Source organism: Psychromonas sp. CNPT3 (assembly GCF_000153405.2).
GTDB lineage: Bacteria > Pseudomonadota > Gammaproteobacteria > Enterobacterales > Psychromonadaceae > Psychromonas.
Genome location: NC_020802.1, coordinates 335065 through 354134, shown reverse-complemented (window position 1 = coordinate 354134; position 19070 = coordinate 335065). Strand labels below are relative to the sequence as shown.

Sequence of the window (19070 nt, the reverse complement as noted above, 5' to 3'; positions counted from 1 at the left end):
ATCTAAGAAAACAAGGGTTTGAGGTGTTTTTATTCCAAGATAACTATAAAAGAGACGTGGAATAATTTTTTATAGTCTGCCTGTATATAGTAAAAGTGTTTTTGTAATGTGCACGCGATTTTTAATCATTATTGCTTATCTTAAAATGAAGTTACCCACATATGATAAGTATTAAAGCTAAAAAAGAAAGGTCAGGATCTCGCCAATAAAACGCTCAAAACCGCTAAAGCTATGATTGCCTCCTTTCTCCGACGTTATCTTGCAATGCGCATATTTTATTTTGGCATGGCAATGATCTAATACCTCATCGCCTTCTTGTTGTAATAACCAAATATTTTCAGGAAAACGCAGAGACTCAACATCTAACGCTTGTAATTTACCCATATAGTCACTGTTAATTTCATACTTTTCGCCCGTATAGGGCTGTATTTGATCGCCAATATAGGTTGTGAGCAAATGATAAGGGGTAACCGCTGGGTTAATTAACACCGTTTTCAATGCAAATTCTTGTGCTAATTTAGTCGCAAAATAACCACCTAAAGAACTCCCTATTACGCCTATTGCTGCATCTTTATATTGCTCTTTTAAATCGCATAATAACTGCCAAACATCTTCGGGCAAGCAAGGTAACTGTGGGCAAATAAAGGTGATCTCGGGATGATGCAAGCTTAAATAAGCCTGCATTTGTTGCGATTTTTTTGATTTGGGAGAGCTATGAAACCCGTGTAATAGTAATAATATTTTACGCACTAATAACCTTGAGCGTCAGCTTCTGCATGAAATAGACCTTGTTGAATACGTTCGACACGCGTTTCAATAGAGCCATCTTTACGCAATGATAAGTAACGATATCCCGGCGCAGTGTCATCGAGCGTAAAATCATCACAATTAGGTTTAAACTGCACGCATGTTGATGGAGAAGTAAAAAAAGTGACACCGTTTAAACATATTTCTTGCGCTTGATGGACATGCCCAGATAAGACCGCGCGTACTTTCTTAAACGGCGCAATAATATCAAGTAATGCCTGATGATTCTTTAATATGTGTTGATCCAGCCAAGCACTCCCGACCGGTAATACATGATGATGTACACAAATGAGCGTGTATTTATCAGGGTTTTGAGTTAATGCTTCTTTTAGGAAAACCAATTGCTCAATACTTAAATGGCCATGCGCCATACTCGGAATTTGCGAGTCTAATAATATTATTTGCCAATATTCACTTTGCAATAACTTAATAGCGGCCAGACCCTCTTCTAATAAACTCGGTAGCATAACGCTTTGTACGTCATGATTTCCGGGTAACCAATAACAGGGTAAATTTAATTTTTTTATTTCATGGCCAAAGGAGAAATAAGATTGCTCTGAATGATCTTGCGTTAGATCGCCTGTTGCAAGCACACCTTGACACGCAGGGGCATCTTTTAATGCCAACTCAACGACTGCCTTAAAGCTTTGGGCCGTTTTAACGCCTAATAGCTGATGGTCTACATCTGCAAATAAATGTGAGTCGGTAATTTGCAGCAAAGATAAATGACCCAATGTGTCAACGGGCAGTAGTGTGCTTGTTTTATTCATAGTACTTCTTTTATATCCGTTATAAGAAATGCGCTTAACTAATTTTCTTTTTAATATCAGAAGCAAACACGCATCAATAGTCTTAATTATTTATATTTGTCACATGATCTATAGAAAAAGTTCCCCTAAAAACCAAGTAAAAAATAATAAGACATTTTCCGTTTTCTTAATGCTAATGATGACTTGTTTTATATTTTATCTGCACACACTTTCGTCATCGTGCTTTTCTTAGCCAAATGACTTTCGATACTATGATATTAACATCTGCACAGCGATGTGGATAAATTAAAATTTAAAAATGTTAATTTGATAACAATTTTAATGTTTTTTTATTCAATTCTAACCATTGCAGCGCAATAACCGTCATGGCATTATTAATTTTTCCCTCTACAACCCATTGATAAGCTGTTTCCCGAGCAATCACGTGCACACGAATATCTTCATTTTCCTCACTTAATCCATAAATACCTTTAACTCCCTCACTGTCCACATTCGCAATAAACAGATCTACTTTCTCAGTGGTGCCTCCAGGGCTTACCAAGCAATTCATAATAAACTGACAAGACGTCAACCTAAGCCCTGCTTCTTCAAACGCCTCGCGTAACACAACATCTTCGGATGATTCACCGTCCTTAACCATTCCCGCCACTAATTCAAGTAACCAAGGGGATTGTGTCCCCCCCAATGCGCCAAATCGAAACTGCTCAACTAAAATAACACAATCGTTTTTTTCATCATAAGCTAATACCGCGGCTGCATTTCCACGTTCGAAAAATTCACGCTCAATTAACGCACTCCACTTTCCAGAAAACAGCCTATGCTGCAACGTATACTTGTTACATTGAAAAAATCCTTTGTATAACGTCTCTTTTTTTATAATTTTAACGTCGTCTTTTGTGTAACGCTTAAAATCACGACAACTAATAAATGAATGTTCGTTCATTTTCTGCTAATCTCCTAAATTCTAGTTTTAATTTATTTATTCTATGCTAATTTATACATTATTAATTAGCCTATACACTAGGATTGTATACCATGAAAATTAAACAATTAACGCTTGCAACCTTTATTGCATTAACAAGCTTTAATTCTGTCGTTAGTGCAGACGATTTATTACAAATATATGAAACTGCGCAACTAAAAGATCCTATTATTCAAAAAAGCAAAGCCCAATATGATCTCTACCTTGAAAGAGTCAGCGCTTCAAATGCATCCCTTTTACCGCAAATTGGTTTTGGCCTAAATGCAGGGAAAAGTAAAGATAAAGACGATATCAACTCTAACACCAATTACGGCGCCAATTTATCACTAAGCCAATCTCTTTATAATGGCACTTATTGGAAAGAGCTAGATTTAGCAGAAATACAAGCCACTCAATACGCGGCGATTTATGGTTACGCACAACAAAACCTGATCCTACGTACGAGCTCAATCTACTTTAATGTATTACGTGCTCACCAAAGTGTGCAATCAGTACAGGCCAACAAACGCGCGGTTGCACGTCAATTAGAGCAAACTAAGCAACGCTTTGATGTCGGTTTAATTGCGATAACAGATGTGCATGAAGCACAAGCCGAATTCGATCGCACTAATGCCGACCTTATTAAAGCAAAAAATCAATTAATTAATTCATACTACGCCTTACGCGAATTAACAGGCGAAGACATCCGCAATATCGATTTACTCAATACAGATATTTTTTCACCTGCGCCCTTAGAAGGTAATGTAACGCTTTGGCATAATAATGCCTTAGAGCATAACTTATTGTTACATGAAAAACGTATCGCCAAAGATCTTGCACAAATGCAAATTAAATTGGCACGTACAGGTCATCAACCGACGCTCGATTTAAGCGCACGTATCGGTTATAACAATACTGATTATGATGCCTTACGCCGCTCAGATATTGATATGAGTGATGCCAGTATCGGTATCGAATTTAACCTCCCAATATACACCGGTGGCAAAACCAATTCGTTAGTCAACCAAGCGACATACAGCTATGTCATGGCCAGTGAAGATTTAATACAATCGTTTCGCAGTATTGATGCAGATATAAAAAGTGGCTATAACAATGTACGTGCGTCTATTAGCTCAATCACAGCCTACGAGCAAACCGTTATCTCCTCAAAGAGTGCTTTAGAAGCAATCGAAGCGGGATTTGAGGTGGGTACACGTACCATTGTTGATGTGCTTGATTCTACAAGACGTTTATTTGAGTCTGAAGATTTACTGGCGAATGCTCGTTATGATTATATTTTAAGTCGACTACAACTGAAATATTCAGCAGGCACTTTATCAATACAAGATATTAAAGATATCTCTGCCGGATTAATCAAAGCATCTGATAAATAAAAAGGGGAAATATTTACTTTTTCTCAACAAAAAAAAGGAAGCTAATGCTTCCTTTTTTTATGCTCATAAGAGTTGATCAGTTTGACTTGTTATTGCGAATACTCTCGATAATCTGCGAAGTAGAACAACCCTCTTCAAATTGTAAAACGCGAACACTGCCACCGTTTGCAATCACTTCTACGCCACCGGCAATATCTTCAATTTTATAATCGCCACCTTTGACGAGCATATCCGGCAGTAAATTAGCAATTAAACGTTGCGGCGTCTCTTCACTAAACTCAATCACCCAATCAACAGCGCCTAAGCCGGCTAATACAGCCATACGACGATCCACTGAGTTTACAGGACGCCCAGTCCCTTTTAAACTGCGCACTGATGCGTCACTATTAACAGCAACAATAAGGCGTTGGCCTTGCTCGCGCGCACTATTAAGATACGAAACATGCCCAGCATGTAAAATATCAAAGCAGCCGTTGGTCATGATCACTTTTTCACCGCGATGTTGAGCGAGCTTAACCGCTAATTTTAATTGCTCTTCATTGAGTACACCGAAGCCTATTTCTTGCTGGCTATAGACGGCGTTAGCAAGCTCAATTGTATTAACGGTAGAAGTACCTATTTTACCCACTACAACGCCCGCAGCTGCATTAGCAAGCGTACAAGCATGCTCAAAAGAACTGCCCGCTGCCAGTGATGTTGCCAAAACAGAAATAACGGTGTCTCCTGCACCTGTCACATCAAAGACTTCTTGCGCTTGTGTTGCAAGGTGAAAAGCCTCTTGTCCTTTACGGATCAAGGTCATGCCATTTTCACTGCGCGTCACTAATAAAGCATCAAACTCAAATTTATCAATCAAGCCTAATGCCTTCTCAACAATTTCAGCTGCATTTTTACACACACCAACGACCGCTTCAAATTCAGATAAATTAGGTGTTAATAACGTCGCACCTCGATATTTTTCAAAATCACTGCCTTTAGGATCGACCAATACGGGTACATTCGCAGCGTTAGCAAGACGGATCATCTTTTGAACATCTGCTAATGAGCCTTTATCGTAATCCGATAAAATAACCATGCCCACATTACTTTCTAGTCCACGTTGCATTTTTTCAAGTAACGGCGCGCTATCCACATCATGGAAACCCTCTTCAAAGTCTAAACGCAATAATTGCTGATTACGACTCAGCACGCGAAGCTTGGTTATCGTTGGGAATTTCGCTAAGGTTACAAAATCAGTACTCACATGTACTGATTTTAAGCCATTTCTTAACGCATTAGCGGGCTCATCATCACCAACTAAACCGATTAATGTCACTTTTGAGCCTAAGGCTGCCACATTTAATGCAACATTTGCAGCACCACCAGGGCGCTCCTCAATGTGCTCGACTTTCACCACAGGCACCGGCGCTTCTGGTGATATTCGGCCAGTCGAGCCTTGCCAATATCGATCTAACATGACATCGCCAACGACTAATACTTGGGCTTTTTCATATTCCGGTAATGTAATTTTCATGTTTACTCTTATTTAAAAATAATGGGCTGTTACGCCTACAGAGGCGAATGTACAGGTGCTAGCGCTACGACTTAATATATCATAATACCTTTGATTGACGCTTAATATACGCGGTTGTGTCCGCACAATACTTTGATGGCAATACGTTGATGGTCGCAGCTACGATAGCTAAAAACATTAATATTTACTTTATAAACGCTAAGGTTATCACATTTCCACGAATTACCCATTTCTAGTATTGACTCTGCACCCAACAAGAATCAACATATCATCATGAACATCAAATAAAGCTCTTTGGAGAGAACATGCTAACCATCCTTTGTGTCGACAGCAATCAACAACAACTCACAAATATCCAACAAGATTTACTGTCGTCCAGACTCGTTTTGCACCTACTGAGCGCAAAAACACAAAGTGAAGCGCTACAAAAAATAGAGCAAGAAAAGCATACGATTAGTATTATTATTTGTGCTCAATTGTTAAGTGATGGCAGTGCAAATAACTTATTCAAGTTAATGAAAAACACTTTAACACGCAAAATAATCTATGCGCATAAGCCCTGCTGTAGCGATCTAATTTCGCTACTAAACGAGAATAAAATAGATCATTTTATTCTCCTTCCATACCAACGAGATGCGTTAAAAACACTTATTACAGCACAATTTCATCAATACAAAAATAATATCGAGCATGCGCTACGCACGAAAAACATGCCATTGACGGCAATACAAGAGAACCTCTTCAACATCAGAAAAGGTTCACTAACCAACATTTCGACATTCCAAGATCGTTTCCTTGATTATTCTATTTACAGTGACAAAGAATTATCCTTATTAGTGATCCAATCATTATACAAAATACTCGAAGATAACGACGAGCATCAGGTGATCAGGACCTACCGATCAGGCCACCTTTTAACAAGAGAGGGTGAGACAAATTGCTTTTTATGGTTTATTAGTAAAGGTAAAGTATTATTACGAAAACGCAATGACCGTGGAAAAGTCCAAGATATTATTAATATGCACGAAGGCTCTATGGTCGGTGGTATGTCATTTATCACCGGCGAAAAATCTTTTAGTACAGGGATAACGCTGGTTGAAACAGAAGTACTCAAAGTCAGCCACAGTGTTTTTTCAAAAATATTGCAATCTAACGTTGCGTTACTTGCCCCTTTTACCAATTTATTATTGCGAAATTTTAACCGACGCCTACAACATAGCATTACCACTGAGCTTGCCCTACAAGAAAGTTTAAAATCCCTTGATGCAGCCCATGAGCAATTAGTCAGTAGCGAAAAGATGGCGGTATTAGGACAATTAGTCGCAGGTGTTGCACATGAATTGAATAACCCTATCAGCGCCATATTAAGAGGCTCTGATAACTTAACATCCTTAATATCTGCATTATTTAGTACTCAAAAAAACAATAAATTTTCTGAGCTTGCTTTTTCAACATTACTGCAAGGCTTGACGCTTATTCCGCTTTCGACCTCTGAAATCCGTCGCCGTAGCAAAAAATTAATGCAAACAATGGAAAATACTAAGCTCGCCAAAATGTTAGTGAGTATGCATTTAGATGAAACCTCAATTCCTCTCGAATACGGGAGAGATATTGAAGAGAGTATTATTTTATTAGATAAGTTTTATCAAGCAGGCTGTATATTACGTAACAATAAAGTCTGTGCTGCGCGCATTGCTGACCTGGTGAAAAGTTTAAAACATTATGCAGGCCAAGATAACCCATCTAGCAAAGCGACGAACATTCATGATGGCATTGAAGAAACGCTCATTATTTTTGAAAACAAATTAAAACATTATGAGGTAATAAAAGAATATCAAATATTACCTAACATTGAATGCTACCCCATTGAATTAGAGCAAGTATGGACAAATATCATTTCAAATGCGATTGACGCTACCGAGGGTGCCGGTAAATTAACTATTATGACAAAATATTACGCCCATGAAGCAGAGCCATGTATACAAGTCATTATTGAAGATGATGGTCCGGGAATAAATGCAGAGCAAATCGATAAAATATTTGAACTTAATTATACCACTAAACGTAAAGGTAATTTTGGATTAGGCATTGGTCTTACTATCTGCTCACAAATTGTTACCAGCCATAATGGCCATATTGAAGTTCAATCGGAGCTAGGCGAGTTCACGCGCTTTATCATTACCTTACCCATTGCGAGTACCAATATCAAAAGTGCACGTTGCACTTTTCTAAGCACAGAAAATTAAAATAGAGAGGATAAAATACATTCAAAGTGGGAGTGTAGTATTATTTTTCAGCGATACGGTGAATAAAAAATAATAAGACAAACAAAATAGTTAATAGTAAATATTGATAAACAGGAACGGCCGATAAAAAATAAATGGACAGTGCAAAGGTGAACACCGTTAAAAGCATTATTTTATCTTTTTTAGGCTTTTCTATGCAGCGATGCGTATGCCAATCTTGTAATATGGGCCCTACATAGGCCAAATTTAACAACCATTGTTGAAAATAATACGAGCTCCGCGAAAAACAAGCCAAGGCCAAAATGAGAAAAGGTGTCGTAGGTAATAAAGGAATAATGATCCCGATAAGTCCAACAAAAAGGCTAATAAAACCGGCAATAAGTAATAAATAACGTTTTATATTTTGCATATTATTTACCTTGATCCAAAAAAAAGCCCGCCGAAGCGAGCTTTTCTACATTGCAGTAAAGAAAATTATTTTTTCTTACCCAATTTTTCTTTAATACGAGCTGCTTTACCAGTAAGTTCACGTAAGTAGTAAAGTTTAGCTTGGCGAACCACACCACGACGTTTAACTTCAACGCTTCCTACAAGTGGACTATGTGTTTGGAATACACGTTCAACACCTTCACTGCCCGACATTTTACGAACGGTAAAGTTTGAATGTAAACCACGGTTACGCTTAGCGATAACAACACCTTCAAATGCTTGAAGACGCTCTTTTTCACCTTCTTTTACGCGAACACGTACTATAACTGTATCACCTTGCGAAAACGCAGGGATATCTGTACGTAACTGTTCGTCATTTATTGCTTGTATAATATTGCTCATTTTAATACCTTTAATTACCTAGTTAGCCAATAACATCGCTGCTTAGTTGGAGTCACTTTGCAGAGCAGCAAGCAATATTGCTTGCTCGTCAGTCAGAGCTAGGTTGTTTAATAAATCGGGTCGTCTTTGTAACGTGCGTTGTAATGATTGCTTTAATCGCCATAAGCGAATTTTTTCATGATCACCACTTAATAAAACACTCGGCACTGTTTTTCCATCTAACACTTCGGGCCGCGTATAGTGAGGGCAATCAAGCAATCCATCCGCAAAGGAGTCTTGCTCTGCCGACAACACATGACCTAATACACCCGGCACAAAACGCGCCAAAGCATCAATTAAAATCATCGCTGGTAGCTCACCACCACTTAACACATAATCACCCACCGACCATTCTTCATCGATTAAGCTTTCAATTATGCGCTCATCTATTCCTTCATAACGCCCTGCAACTAGGATCAACGCTGTATTGTTTGATGCTAGAGACTGTGCGCCACAATGGTCTAAACGTCGACCTTGAGGGGAAAGATAAATAACCTTTGCCTCGTGACCTGCTTCTTTGGCAGCCTGTTTTGCTGCGTTGATAGCATCCCGTAAAGGTTGCACCATCATCAACATACCGGGCCCACCACCATAGGGACGATCATCAACCGTTCTATGTTTATCCATAGTGAAATCACGAGGATCCCAACATTGAATCTGAAGCAAATTATTTTTTACCGCTCGACCTGTCACCCCATTTTCGCTAATGGCCCGGAACATATCCGGGAAGAGGCTAATAACCCCAATCCACATGCCATTCTCCTAGGGTGTCAGAAATCAGGTTCCCAATTAACTATAATTAGTTTGCCTGTAATATTAACGTCTAATACTACCTGCTCTTTAATAAACGGAATTAACCGTTGTTTTTGTCCGAAAGCATCATTTGCATTGGCTTTAACCACAAGCACATCTTTCGAGCCTGTTTCCATCATATCGGTGACTGCACCTAAATGATAACCTTTGTCAGTTTCAACCTGACAGCCAATCAAATCTCGCCAATAAAAATCATCTTCCAAATCTGGAAGTTCATTGATATTTACAAGAAGTTCAACACCCACAAGGGCTTGTGACTCTTCACGCACATCAAAACTTTTTATTTTTGCTACAAAAGTACCACTATGTGCTTTCCAATCGGTTATATTAACCTCTTGCATCACTCCGTTATACTTCATCAACAATGGCTTATATTGAAAAATACTTTCAGCATCATCGGTGTAGGAGTGAATTTTTAACCAGCCTTTAATACCATGTACGGCACCAAATTTTCCAATCACAATTGGCTCTGCTACGTTACTCACTTAATATTCTCCTAACCAACTCGCAATTAAGCGGCTGCGTTGTCTTTTACTAATTTAGATACGCGATCACTTAGTTGTGCACCAAGACCAAGCCAATGGTTGATACGATCTGTGTCTAAACGTAATTTTTCTGCTTTACCTTGTGCAGTTGGGTTAAAGAACCCTACTTTCTCGATAAAACGACCGTCACGTGCGTTACGGCTATCAGTTACTACCACTTGGTAGAATGGGCGTTTTTTTGCGCCACCACGAGCTAAACGAATTGTTACCATATCGTCCTCTATATTAAATTATTAAACGTCTTTGGCCAGAAACCTCTGACCGCCTGCTTTTGTAGAAAGCTGCAAAATCATACTCTTTTTAGGCAAAATAACAATCTAAATCACAATATTGCTTAAACAATCGACAAGCATTCTTTTGAGATAACTATAAATATATTTTTATATCTGACTTAGCACCCTAAAATATCACTACTGATACAAATACTTAGTAAATATTAACTCTTTGATCGGTTTTGTACCTGTTTCTGCAAATAACAAGTTATTGACATCTTCTAGGCAGTGTTTACGGATCAATTCACGCTCTGAGATAGATTTTACTTTATCTTCATTTTGCTCACCAAAAATAGAGATTATCCTATCGCGAATAAGTGGCTCATGTCGTTCTAAAAGTTCATAATCACTTTGTGAATTTACCATTAAATCAACCGAAATACGCACAAAACCGATGCGTTTTCCTATTTTGATATAATTAGTAATAATATCGGGCTCAAGTAAAAAATATTGATAATCATTTTTCACTTCACCTTCCTCGTCCGCTAAAATAGCAGGACTAAAAAGAGAAAGAGAAAAACAAAATAAACAAAGTAGAATTTTTTTCACAATAGTTGTTTCCTCTGTAACAATGTAGAAAAAAAATATTTGAACATAATGAAATGCTATAGTATCAGATTATTTAGATTTCACTGCATTCAAGGCGCTTATGGTTGATATTTATAGAGTATTTAACTCCTCAATTGCGTGGTTTTCAGAACAAAAAGACTTAAATTGTTCCTTAAACATTCGTTCTTGGTTAATCGATCCTAAGTCCTTAACAACAAAACTTGAGTCCTGTGCACAAACATTTGAAGTTCGCGTTAAAGATCAAGAACTCACAAAGCCTAGCATAGATTTATCAGGCTACTTTGCCAATGAAAAAAAACTCCTAATACGTAACGTTTTTTTATATGTAGATCATAAAGCTGTCATTTTCGCACAAACCGAGATCCCAATTTCAACATTAAATGCACAGTCACAAAGCCTTTCTAATATAGGCCCCCTATCCTTAGGAAGTATTTTATTTAAACACGCGGCCATGTCGCGTGGTGATTTTGAATTTGCCGAGTTTAAACAGCCCTCAACGGCGCACCAACTTGCTCAAACAATAGATCAACCTTCGGATTATTCTTTATGGGCGAGACGCTCAATGTTTTACCTTAATGGTTATCCTTTATTAGTCAGTGAATTATTTTTACCCGCATCTGGAATTTATCAATGATATCTGTAGCGTGTCGACAAAAAGGTCAAGCTTATCTTGAATTAATGCGCTTAAACAAACCCATTGGATCTCTACTATTACTTTGGCCCACACTTTGGGCTTTATGGATAGCAGCAGAAGGGATCCCCGATTTAAGCGTGTTACTGGTATTTAGTTGTGGGGTCTTTCTTATGCGTAGCACGGGATGTGTTATCAATGATTTTGCAGATCGAAAAATAGATGGTTTTGTTGAGCGCACTAAAAATCGTCCGTTACCATCTGGTAGAGTATCGCCTAAAGAAGCCCTCTTCTTATTTTTTATGTTAACCCTCAGTGCTTTCCTTTTAGTACTCACCCAAAATACTCTGACCATTCAATTGTCTGTCGTTGGTTTATTATTGGCTAGTTTATATCCCTTTAGTAAGCGCGTTACACATCTACCTCAATTTGTATTAGGGCTTGCTTTTAGTTGGTCTATTCCCATGGCTTATGCGGCCCAATCAGGGCGTTTAGATAGCATTGTATGGTTGTTGTTTGTTATTAATGTTATTTGGACTATCGCTTATGACACGTTGTACGCCATGGTCGATAAAGAAGATGACTTAAAGATAGGGGTGAAGTCGAGCGCCATTTTATTTTCCCCTTTTGAGCGAACTATTATTGGCGTTTTACAACTTATTAGCTGTGCTCTTTTAGTCTGTTTGGGTTTTATTGAAAACTTAAATGCTATCTATTTCTGCAGTTTGGTGATTGTTTTGGGATTATTTATAAAACAACATTGGGATATAAGAGGCAATGATAAAAAGGCTTATTTTAAAGCCTTTTTAGATAACAATCGTATTGGAGCGGTTGTTTTTATTGCAATATTTTTAAATTACTTATAATTTTTTGTCACCTTTATTTTGATTAACAGCGTAAAAAAATCTGCTAATCAAAGGCGTATTTAACCTAACAACCAGGACCACATTCCATACATTGGTTGATCATGGCAGAGCCTAGTTTCAACTTCGCATTAAGATCGCGAAGCGCCGTACGTACCCCTTCTTCTATGACTGGATGGTAAAAAGGCATATCCAGCATTTGTGAAATCGTCATCCGATTTTGATGTGCCCAAGCCAATAAATGCGCTAAGTGCTCAGCTTGTGGCCCTATCATTTCAGCCCCTAATAAACGCCCTGTTCCATGCTCTGCATAAATATGTAATAGGCCTTTATTTTTCAACATCACCCGGCTACGCCCTTGATCTTCAAAAGAGACAACGCCCGTTTCAAAGCAAGAGCAACTCCCTAATTTAGCAATCACTTGCTTACGACTTAAGCCTATCATCGCCAGTTGCGGATCAGTAAAGACCGCTGCTATCGATGTACGGCGTAAGCCAACACGAATTTTAGGATAAAGCGCTGCGTTATTTCCCGCAATTTTACCTTGGTCCGCAGCTTCATGTAATAAAGGCAGTTGATTACTCGCATCACCTGCGATAAAGATAGAAGGCACAGAGGTTTGCATTGTGAAGGGATCAGCAATCGGCACGCCGCGACCATCGAGCTCTATGCTAATATTTTGTAAACCTAAATTATCCACATTAGGCCTGCGACCAGTGGCAGCCAGCACTTGCTCAACCATAATGATTTGATCTTTGCCTTGCTTATCCACATAAGTAATTTGCACCGCATCATCTTTACGGATCATCTCTTTAACCGTTGCATCAGCATCTAAGAAAAACTCGTCAGAGAATGTCTTACGCGCATATTCCATCACATCTTTATCGGTAAAAGGACCGACTTGTCCGCCCATGCCAAACATAAATACTTTGACGCCTAAACGATGCAATGATTGACCTAATTCAAGACCAATAACGCCGGGCCCAAAAATAGCTATCGACTGCGGTAAATCTGTCCAATTAAACAGATCGTCATTAATTATTAATTTATCACCTAATTCATTCCACACAGCGGGGTAACTAGGGCGAGATCCCGTCGCTATGACAATTCGCTCTGCGTTAACGATGCTATGGTCGCCAATTTGTAAATGATGTTCATCGATAAACGTGGCTTTACCCAAAAGTTTATCTTGTTTGTCTATGCCCTCTACTGCGTCTAATACAAAGCCCACAAAACGATCGCGTTCATCACGAATACGTTGCATTACTTTTTTACCGTCAATGCGTACTTTGCCATCCACAAAGACGCCAAAAGGGGCGCTATGCTGCATTTGATGAGCAGCTTCTGAGGCGGCAATTAACAATTTACTTGGCATGCAACCGACACGGGCACACGTTGTTCCAAATTGCTCACCTTCGATAAGTAATACTGAATCTGTTTTTTCTTTGGCTGCACGATAGGCAGCAAGACCTGCGGTTCCACCACCAATAACAACGACTTTTACTTCAATTTTTTTCATGATAACTCCACTTTCTTTATTTTAAAGCTACGGACAGTCTGCGGATAAATCGGTATACAATCTTTGAGAGAAAGAGAAAGAAAGTACAAGTGTGAGATTTTTGGCAAAGTGACGATAGACTATTTAAATGGCAAATAGATGTATTTGAGATAGGTAATTAATAATACCAAAGGTATTAATTTAATGATCATGTATTGCGCAGGAAAAATTTCAACAAGCAAAACGGATCACTTCGTTAGTTCCTTTGCTATAAGGTGACAATTTGAGTATTGCCACCTTATTAAGCTTTAATGAATTATTTACTTACAAAAGCAATAATCGCTTCACTATCACCTACATGCTCACCATTAACGTATAATTGTGGCACGGTAGTTTGACCGGTGATAGCTTTCAAGCTAACACTCGTTGCATCTGTTCCTAAAACAATCTCTTCAAAAGCAATGCCCTTATCTTGTAAGGCTTGTTTTGCTTTAGCGCAGAAAGGACAACCCGGTTTAGTAAATAAAGCCACAGCTGCCGGCGCTTTAGCAACCGGGTTGATGTAATTTAACATCGTATCTGCATCAGAAACTTCAAAGGGGTCGCCTGGCTGATTTGGCTCAATAAACATTTTTTCAATCACGCCATCTTTAACAAGCATACTGTAACGCCAGCTACGCTTACCAAAACCAATATCACTTTTGTCTACTAGCATACCCATGCCCTGCGTAAACTCACCGCTACCATCGGGTACAACTGTAATGTTGGCAGCTTCTTGATCTGCAAGCCAAGCATTCATAACAAACGTATCGTTTACCGCTAAACAAATAATATCATCAACGCCATTTTCTTTTAAAACACCCGCAAGTTCATTATAGCGAGGAAGGTGAGTAGATGAACATGTTGGCGTAAATGCACCCGGCAAAGCAAAAACAACCACTGTTTTACCCGCAAAAAGTTGCTCGGTAGAGAGGTTTACCCAAGCATCACCTTGGCGCGTTGGGAAAGTAACATTTGGAATTTTTTGACCTTCAATATTATCTAACATAGCTCGTTCCTTAAAGTTTTTATTGATAAAGTAAATAAGCTTCGCACTTATTTGATGTGCTAATAATAGCCCGCTTATTTTAATTGGTAAAATCGTTTGTAATTATCATTTTGATAGGTTTTGGCAATTAATAATTAGTGCAACTTTATTTTGCATTACGCATCACAAAAACAGCGCTGATCATATTAACGCTATTTGTCCAACCCTATAGTAATAACAGAAGTGCGCATAAAAATAACTTTAATATATCGCATTTTTATAAAAAAGGATGACAAATTCCCTCTATACCTATGTAGCCTCAAGATGCTTAGCATAGTCTAATCTAATACAAAGTTATAAATACGCAGCGTAATGGCACTCGCCATGCGTGTATCTGTATAACCGTCTTAATCAAATAACGCTTTTAAGCTCGCAATACCCTTTTCTGCCAGTTGTTTTTTTTGTGTTTCCGTTTTTTTCAGCGGGCCACTTTCCCATTGCAAATCATCTTGGGGTAGTTCAAACAAAAAACGACTGGGGGTTGGTTTAATCAATTCACCATATTGACTGCGCTCTTTGGCCAAAATAAAGGTTAACTCTTTCTGCGCACGCGTGATCCCTACATATGCAAGACGACGCTCTTCATCCACGTTATCTTCATCCATGCTCACCTGATGAGGTAAAATTCCCTCTTCCATGCCAATTAAATACACATATGGAAATTCCAAACCTTTCGATGCATGCAGCGTCATTAATTGCACTTGATCAAGTTCATTTTCTTCTTCATTGCGCGATAGCATATCGCGTAATGTCAATCTTGCGACCACCTGCTCCAATGTCATGCCATCGTCTAAATCGTCTCCTTGTAACATTTCTGTTACCCACTTAAATAGCATAGATACATTTTTCATCTGCATTTCAGCAGCTTTTGGGCTCGGACTGTTTTCATAAAGCCAATCTTCATAGCCAATATCACGGATAAGATCGCGCACGACGTCCACACTCGCATCGCGTTTTAAGCGATCATTTAACTCGACTAAACGGCGCGTAAAGGCTTGCAAAGCTTGTAAGCCTCTACCCGATAATGTTTGCTCTAAACCAATTTCAAAACTGGCCGCAAACATACTAATTTGGCGTAAGTTTGCATAAGTACCTAATTTTTCTCGACTCGTTGCGCCTATGCCTCTTGGAGGTTTATTAACCACACGAATAAATGCGTTTTCATCATCTTGATTCACTAATAACTTTAAATAAGCCATGATGTCTTTGACTTCACTGCGCGCAAAAAATGACGTACCCCCACTGATTTTATAAGGAATACGATTTTCCATCATCACCTTTTCTAATAAGCGGCTCTGATGATTACCGCGATACAACACTGCATAATCTTTAAAGTTGGCATTATTCATAAACTTATGCCCAGAAATCTCCATCACCACGCGCTCAGCTTCATGTTTTTCATTTTTGGCTGTTAATACTTTGATCGGCTCACCATAAGCAAGTTCACTAAATAAGCGTTTCTCAAATTCATGTGGGTTATTAGCGATTAAGATATTGGCAGCTTTTAATATGCGCTGGCTAGAACGGTAGTTTTGCTCTAATTTAATGACTTTTAACTGGCTAAAGTCACGTTGCAATAATAATAAGTTCTCCGGACGGGCGCCACGCCAAGAATAAATAGACTGATCATCATCGCCTACCACAGTAAAGCGCGCGCGCGCGCCGACCAATGCTTTAATTAATTCATATTGGCTGGTATTTGTATCTTGATATTCATCGACTAAAAGATAGCGAATTTTCTTTTGCCAGCGCAACCTCACCGCTTCATTGTGCGTTAACAATAACGTAGGCAATACAATTAAATCATCAAAATCTAGGGCGTTATAAGCTTTTAATTGACGTTGATAAGTGTCATATAACTGCGCAAAAATATTTTCTTGCTCACCTTTTGCGATGCGCAATGCTTGCGCGGGTAAAATCAGGCTATTCTTCCAATTGGAGATTGCTGAAACCAATAATTTTAAAATATCCATATCTTCTTGGATCTGTTTGACACTTAATTCTTTTAATAAAGCCAAGGTATCTTGATCATCAAAAAGCGTAAAACCCGCTTTCATGCCTAACGTTGTTACTTCTCGTTTAATAATATTAAGCCCTAACGAGTGAAACGTCGATATCATCAGCCCTCTTGAGGCCTTGCGTCCTAATGTTTTACTAACACGCTCTTTCATTTCGCGTGCAGCTTTATTGGTAAAGGTCACCGCAGCTATATTTTTAGCTAAATAATCACATTGCTCTACTAAATAGGCAATTTTGTTGGTGATCACCCGCGTTTTACCGCTTCCTGCACCGGCTAAGACTAAACACGGTCCAGAGATCATTTTTACTGCGGCATCTTGGCCGGGGTTTAGTTTCATTCTTTTTCCTAATAGATCCTAATAAACCAATTTTACGCATCTTTATACCTCTATTTCAATTAAAGGACATAAAAATGTATTTTAATATTGCATAATTTGATGAATAGATAATAATGAACGTTCATTCATTTTAGGTCAGATCCATGGATAAACGAATTACAATTTTAAATGCAGCCGAGACTCTCCTGTGTGAGCGAGGCTTTTATGGCTTATCCATGAAATTATTAGCGCAGCGTGCCAATATTGCAGCCGGAACCATTTATTGTTATTTTAAAAATAAAGACGCCGTACTAACAGAGCTGTTGATCCACATTAATATTGAGATTGCAGATACATTATTCAAAAACTGGCAAGAGGAACAATCATTACAAACAAAGTATGATATTTTATGGAAAAATACATTTAATGCGGTGTTATGCAACCCTCAACGCTTAAATGTGGTTGATATGCTCTTATGTCGACCAGGCAACAATAACGCAGAAGTAAAAAGTATTTTGCAAAGTGATGTATATGCACCTTTATTCAAGTTTTATCAACAAGGTATAGATGATCATACCTTTCATGCTTGGCCTATTGAAGCATTACTTGCGCTCAGTTTTGAGAGTGCTGTCAATCTTGCTAAGCATATATTACGTCAGCATTTAGAACCAAATGAAGTTTTGCTTACGCAAGTTCGTGAAGCCTCTTGGTTAATAATTCAAAAGAAAACTAACTAATTAATTAATTAATTTTAACAGCAAAGGTAATCAAATGAAAAAATGGATCGCTTCGGCAATACTATTAGCCATCTTAGTTTTTGGTAGTGTCATTGGTTTTAACATGTTTAAAGCGAGTAAAATTAAAGAATACCTCGCTAACCGCCCTATTCCTGAATTTTCAGTGACAAGCACACAAATTAAAGTAGCTGATTGGACGCCTCATTTACGTGTTATTGGTTTTATTGAGCCTATTCAGGGTGTCATGATATCCAATGAAGTAGCTGGCAAAATAATTAGAATTAATTTTGAATCCGGACAAAACTTTAAAAAAGGCGATGCACTGATTTATCTCGACAGTGAAGTTGAAAAAGCCAATTTAAAAGCTGCCAAAGGTAAAATGCCTGCGATTAAACGTAACTACAAACGTATGCAGGCATTATTTAGAAAAGGCTCTGTCTCTCAAGGTAAAGTGGATGATGCACAGTCTAATTACCTGTCTTTACAAGGCGAAATAGAATCTTATCAAGCAACGATTAGTCGCCGAATTATTCGTGCACCTTTCGATGGTATTGCCGGTTTACGTAATGTTTATATGGGCGAATATTTAACCGCAGGTTCTAATATCGTACGTTTAGAAGATATCAGTCGCATGCGTTTGCGCTTTACGGTGCCACAAAATGATCTCAATAAAATATTTGTAGGCCAAAAGATACATATTTTTGTCGATGCAGAGCCTGAAAGTGTTTTCCTCGGATCTATATCGGCCATTGAGCCTGCCGTTAATTACCAAAGTGGCGTAGTACAGGTACAAGCTGATATTCCAAATAAATTCCAGAAATTACGCTCAGGTATGTTTGCTAAAGCCAATATCGTTTTACCAACACTCAGCAAACAAGTGATCATTGCAGAAACCGCTATTAATTATACTTTGTATGGTGAAACGGTCTATTTGATCAGCGAACAAAAAACAGATGCGGGTAAAGCATTCTTACAAGTTACCCAAAAAATAATCGAATTAGGTAAAAGTAAAGACGGTGACATTCATGTCCTTTCTGGTTTAAAAGAGGGTGATAAAATCGTAACAAGTGGCCAAGTACGCTTAAGTAATGGTGCACATGTGAAAGAGATTGAATCATCGATTTTAGATAAACCCGCTCAAATACCAACGTTGTAGG

Annotated in this window: 19 protein-coding genes; 6 read left to right on the top strand and 13 right to left on the bottom strand. The window is 38.4% G+C overall.

Annotated elements, in window-relative coordinates:
* Positions 1 to 177: 177 nt before the first annotated feature.
* The 3 genes from PCNPT3_RS01600 to nudF form a co-directional block, all read right to left on the bottom strand.
* Positions 178 to 750 (bottom strand): YqiA/YcfP family alpha/beta fold hydrolase, encoded by a 573-nt coding sequence (locus PCNPT3_RS01600; protein WP_015464126.1) that lies wholly within the window; start codon positions 748 to 750, stop codon positions 178 to 180.
* Entirely contained in the window at positions 750 to 1577 is an 828-nt protein-coding gene (cpdA, locus tag PCNPT3_RS01595) for a 3',5'-cyclic-AMP phosphodiesterase (protein WP_015464125.1), read from the bottom strand. Before cpdA ends, PCNPT3_RS01600 begins: the two co-directional genes overlap by 1 nt.
* Before the next feature lie 301 nt (positions 1578 to 1878).
* Entirely contained in the window at positions 1879 to 2520 is a 642-nt protein-coding gene (nudF, locus tag PCNPT3_RS01590) for an ADP-ribose diphosphatase (RefSeq protein WP_015464124.1), read from the bottom strand.
* Positions 2521 to 2612: 92 nt separating this feature from the next.
* On the opposite strand from nudF, the gene PCNPT3_RS01585 reads away from it, so the two are divergent.
* Complete coding sequence (locus PCNPT3_RS01585) at positions 2613 to 3932, top strand: TolC family outer membrane protein (protein ID WP_015464123.1); 1320 nt, start codon at positions 2613 to 2615, stop codon at positions 3930 to 3932.
* Positions 3933 to 4008: 76 nt separating this feature from the next.
* Here the strand turns inward: PCNPT3_RS01585 and hldE are convergent, their stop codons facing one another.
* Entirely contained in the window at positions 4009 to 5445 is a 1437-nt protein-coding gene (gene hldE / locus PCNPT3_RS01580; protein WP_015464122.1) for a bifunctional D-glycero-beta-D-manno-heptose-7-phosphate kinase/D-glycero-beta-D-manno-heptose 1-phosphate adenylyltransferase HldE, read from the bottom strand.
* Positions 5446 to 5750: 305 nt separating this feature from the next.
* Between hldE and PCNPT3_RS01575 the strand changes: the two genes are divergently transcribed.
* Positions 5751 to 7691 carry an ATP-binding protein gene (locus tag PCNPT3_RS01575; RefSeq protein WP_015464121.1) on the top strand — a complete coding sequence of 647 codons (1941 nt, stop codon included), beginning with the start codon at positions 5751 to 5753 and terminating at the stop codon, positions 7689 to 7691.
* A 40-nt stretch (positions 7692 to 7731) separates the two neighbouring features.
* On the opposite strand, the gene PCNPT3_RS01570 is transcribed toward PCNPT3_RS01575, so the two are convergent.
* The 6 genes from PCNPT3_RS01570 to PCNPT3_RS01545 all read right to left on the bottom strand — a co-directional run bounded on the left by PCNPT3_RS01570 (position 7732) and on the right by PCNPT3_RS01545 (position 10740).
* Complete coding sequence (locus PCNPT3_RS01570; protein ID WP_015464120.1) at positions 7732 to 8100, bottom strand: YbaN family protein; 369 nt, start codon at positions 8098 to 8100, stop codon at positions 7732 to 7734.
* 65 nt (positions 8101 to 8165) lie between these two features.
* A complete protein-coding gene (gene rplS / locus PCNPT3_RS01565) occupies positions 8166 to 8522 on the bottom strand; it encodes a 50S ribosomal protein L19 (protein WP_015464119.1) in 357 nt (118 codons plus the stop codon).
* Between the two features lie 42 nt (positions 8523 to 8564).
* Positions 8565 to 9314, bottom strand: coding sequence for a tRNA (guanosine(37)-N1)-methyltransferase TrmD (gene trmD, locus PCNPT3_RS01560; RefSeq protein ID WP_015464118.1), 750 nt, complete (start codon positions 9312 to 9314; stop codon positions 8565 to 8567).
* Positions 9315 to 9331: 17 nt separating this feature from the next.
* On the bottom strand, positions 9332 to 9859 hold the full coding sequence (gene rimM, locus PCNPT3_RS01555) for a ribosome maturation factor RimM (RefSeq protein WP_015464117.1): 528 nt from the start codon (positions 9857 to 9859) through the stop codon (positions 9332 to 9334).
* A 26-nt stretch (positions 9860 to 9885) separates the two neighbouring features.
* A complete protein-coding gene (rpsP, locus tag PCNPT3_RS01550; RefSeq protein WP_015464116.1) occupies positions 9886 to 10131 on the bottom strand; it encodes a 30S ribosomal protein S16 in 246 nt (81 codons plus the stop codon).
* Between the two features lie 198 nt (positions 10132 to 10329).
* Positions 10330 to 10740, bottom strand: coding sequence for a flagellar basal body-associated protein FliL (locus PCNPT3_RS01545; protein ID WP_015464115.1), 411 nt, complete (start codon positions 10738 to 10740; stop codon positions 10330 to 10332).
* Positions 10741 to 10840: 100 nt separating this feature from the next.
* Here PCNPT3_RS01545 and PCNPT3_RS01540 point away from each other — a divergent pair, with 100 nt between their 5' ends.
* Entirely contained in the window at positions 10841 to 11395 is a 555-nt protein-coding gene (locus PCNPT3_RS01540) for a chorismate--pyruvate lyase family protein (protein ID WP_015464114.1), read from the top strand.
* Positions 11392 to 12258, top strand: coding sequence for a 4-hydroxybenzoate octaprenyltransferase (gene ubiA, locus PCNPT3_RS01535; RefSeq protein ID WP_015464113.1), 867 nt, complete (start codon positions 11392 to 11394; stop codon positions 12256 to 12258). Before PCNPT3_RS01540 ends, ubiA begins: the two co-directional genes overlap by 4 nt.
* 64 nt (positions 12259 to 12322) lie before the next feature.
* Here the strand turns inward: ubiA and PCNPT3_RS01530 are convergent, their stop codons facing one another.
* The 3 genes from PCNPT3_RS01530 to rep all read right to left on the bottom strand — a co-directional run bounded on the left by PCNPT3_RS01530 (position 12323) and on the right by rep (position 17197).
* Complete coding sequence (locus PCNPT3_RS01530; RefSeq protein WP_015464112.1) at positions 12323 to 13774, bottom strand: dihydrolipoyl dehydrogenase; 1452 nt, start codon at positions 13772 to 13774, stop codon at positions 12323 to 12325.
* 295 nt (positions 13775 to 14069) lie between these two features.
* Entirely contained in the window at positions 14070 to 14801 is a 732-nt protein-coding gene (locus PCNPT3_RS01525; RefSeq protein ID WP_015464111.1) for a glutathione peroxidase, read from the bottom strand.
* Positions 14802 to 15187: 386 nt separating this feature from the next.
* Positions 15188 to 17197, bottom strand: a complete 2010-nt coding sequence (gene rep, locus PCNPT3_RS01520) for a DNA helicase Rep (protein ID WP_015464110.1) — start codon at positions 17195 to 17197, stop codon at positions 15188 to 15190.
* A 143-nt stretch (positions 17198 to 17340) separates the two neighbouring features.
* Here rep and PCNPT3_RS13475 point away from each other — a divergent pair, with 143 nt between their 5' ends.
* Positions 17341 to 17913: a TetR/AcrR family transcriptional regulator gene (locus PCNPT3_RS13475; protein ID WP_015464109.1), complete on the top strand. Its 573-nt coding sequence runs from the start codon at positions 17341 to 17343 to the stop codon at positions 17911 to 17913.
* A gap of 34 nt (positions 17914 to 17947) precedes the next feature.
* Positions 17948 to 19069: an efflux RND transporter periplasmic adaptor subunit gene (locus PCNPT3_RS01510; RefSeq protein ID WP_015464108.1), complete on the top strand. Its 1122-nt coding sequence runs from the start codon at positions 17948 to 17950 to the stop codon at positions 19067 to 19069.
* The last annotated feature ends 1 nt before the right edge of the window (position 19070 follow it).

Coding starts and splice junctions, on each gene's coding strand:
- cpdA (WP_015464125.1), bottom strand. CDS start 1,577: ATGAATAAAACAAGCACACTACTGCCCGTTGACACATTGGGTCATTTA.
- nudF (WP_015464124.1), bottom strand. CDS start 2,520: ATGAACGAACATTCATTTATTAGTTGTCGTGATTTTAAGCGTTACACA.
- PCNPT3_RS01585 (WP_015464123.1), top strand. CDS start 2,613: ATGAAAATTAAACAATTAACGCTTGCAACCTTTATTGCATTAACAAGC.
- hldE (WP_015464122.1), bottom strand. CDS start 5,445: ATGAAAATTACATTACCGGAATATGAAAAAGCCCAAGTATTAGTCGTT.
- PCNPT3_RS01575 (WP_015464121.1), top strand. CDS start 5,751: ATGCTAACCATCCTTTGTGTCGACAGCAATCAACAACAACTCACAAAT.
- PCNPT3_RS01570 (WP_015464120.1), bottom strand. CDS start 8,100: ATGCAAAATATAAAACGTTATTTATTACTTATTGCCGGTTTTATTAGC.
- rplS (WP_015464119.1), bottom strand. CDS start 8,522: ATGAGCAATATTATACAAGCAATAAATGACGAACAGTTACGTACAGAT.
- trmD (WP_015464118.1), bottom strand. CDS start 9,314: ATGTGGATTGGGGTTATTAGCCTCTTCCCGGATATGTTCCGGGCCATT.
- rpsP (WP_015464116.1), bottom strand. CDS start 10,131: ATGGTAACAATTCGTTTAGCTCGTGGTGGCGCAAAAAAACGCCCATTC.
- PCNPT3_RS01540 (WP_015464114.1), top strand. CDS start 10,841: ATGGTTGATATTTATAGAGTATTTAACTCCTCAATTGCGTGGTTTTCA.
- ubiA (WP_015464113.1), top strand. CDS start 11,392: ATGATATCTGTAGCGTGTCGACAAAAAGGTCAAGCTTATCTTGAATTA.
- PCNPT3_RS01530 (WP_015464112.1), bottom strand. CDS start 13,774: ATGAAAAAAATTGAAGTAAAAGTCGTTGTTATTGGTGGTGGAACCGCA.
- PCNPT3_RS01525 (WP_015464111.1), bottom strand. CDS start 14,801: ATGTTAGATAATATTGAAGGTCAAAAAATTCCAAATGTTACTTTCCCA.
- rep (WP_015464110.1), bottom strand. CDS start 17,197: ATGAAACTAAACCCCGGCCAAGATGCCGCAGTAAAAATGATCTCTGGA.
- PCNPT3_RS13475 (WP_015464109.1), top strand. CDS start 17,341: ATGGATAAACGAATTACAATTTTAAATGCAGCCGAGACTCTCCTGTGT.
- PCNPT3_RS01510 (WP_015464108.1), top strand. CDS start 17,948: ATGAAAAAATGGATCGCTTCGGCAATACTATTAGCCATCTTAGTTTTT.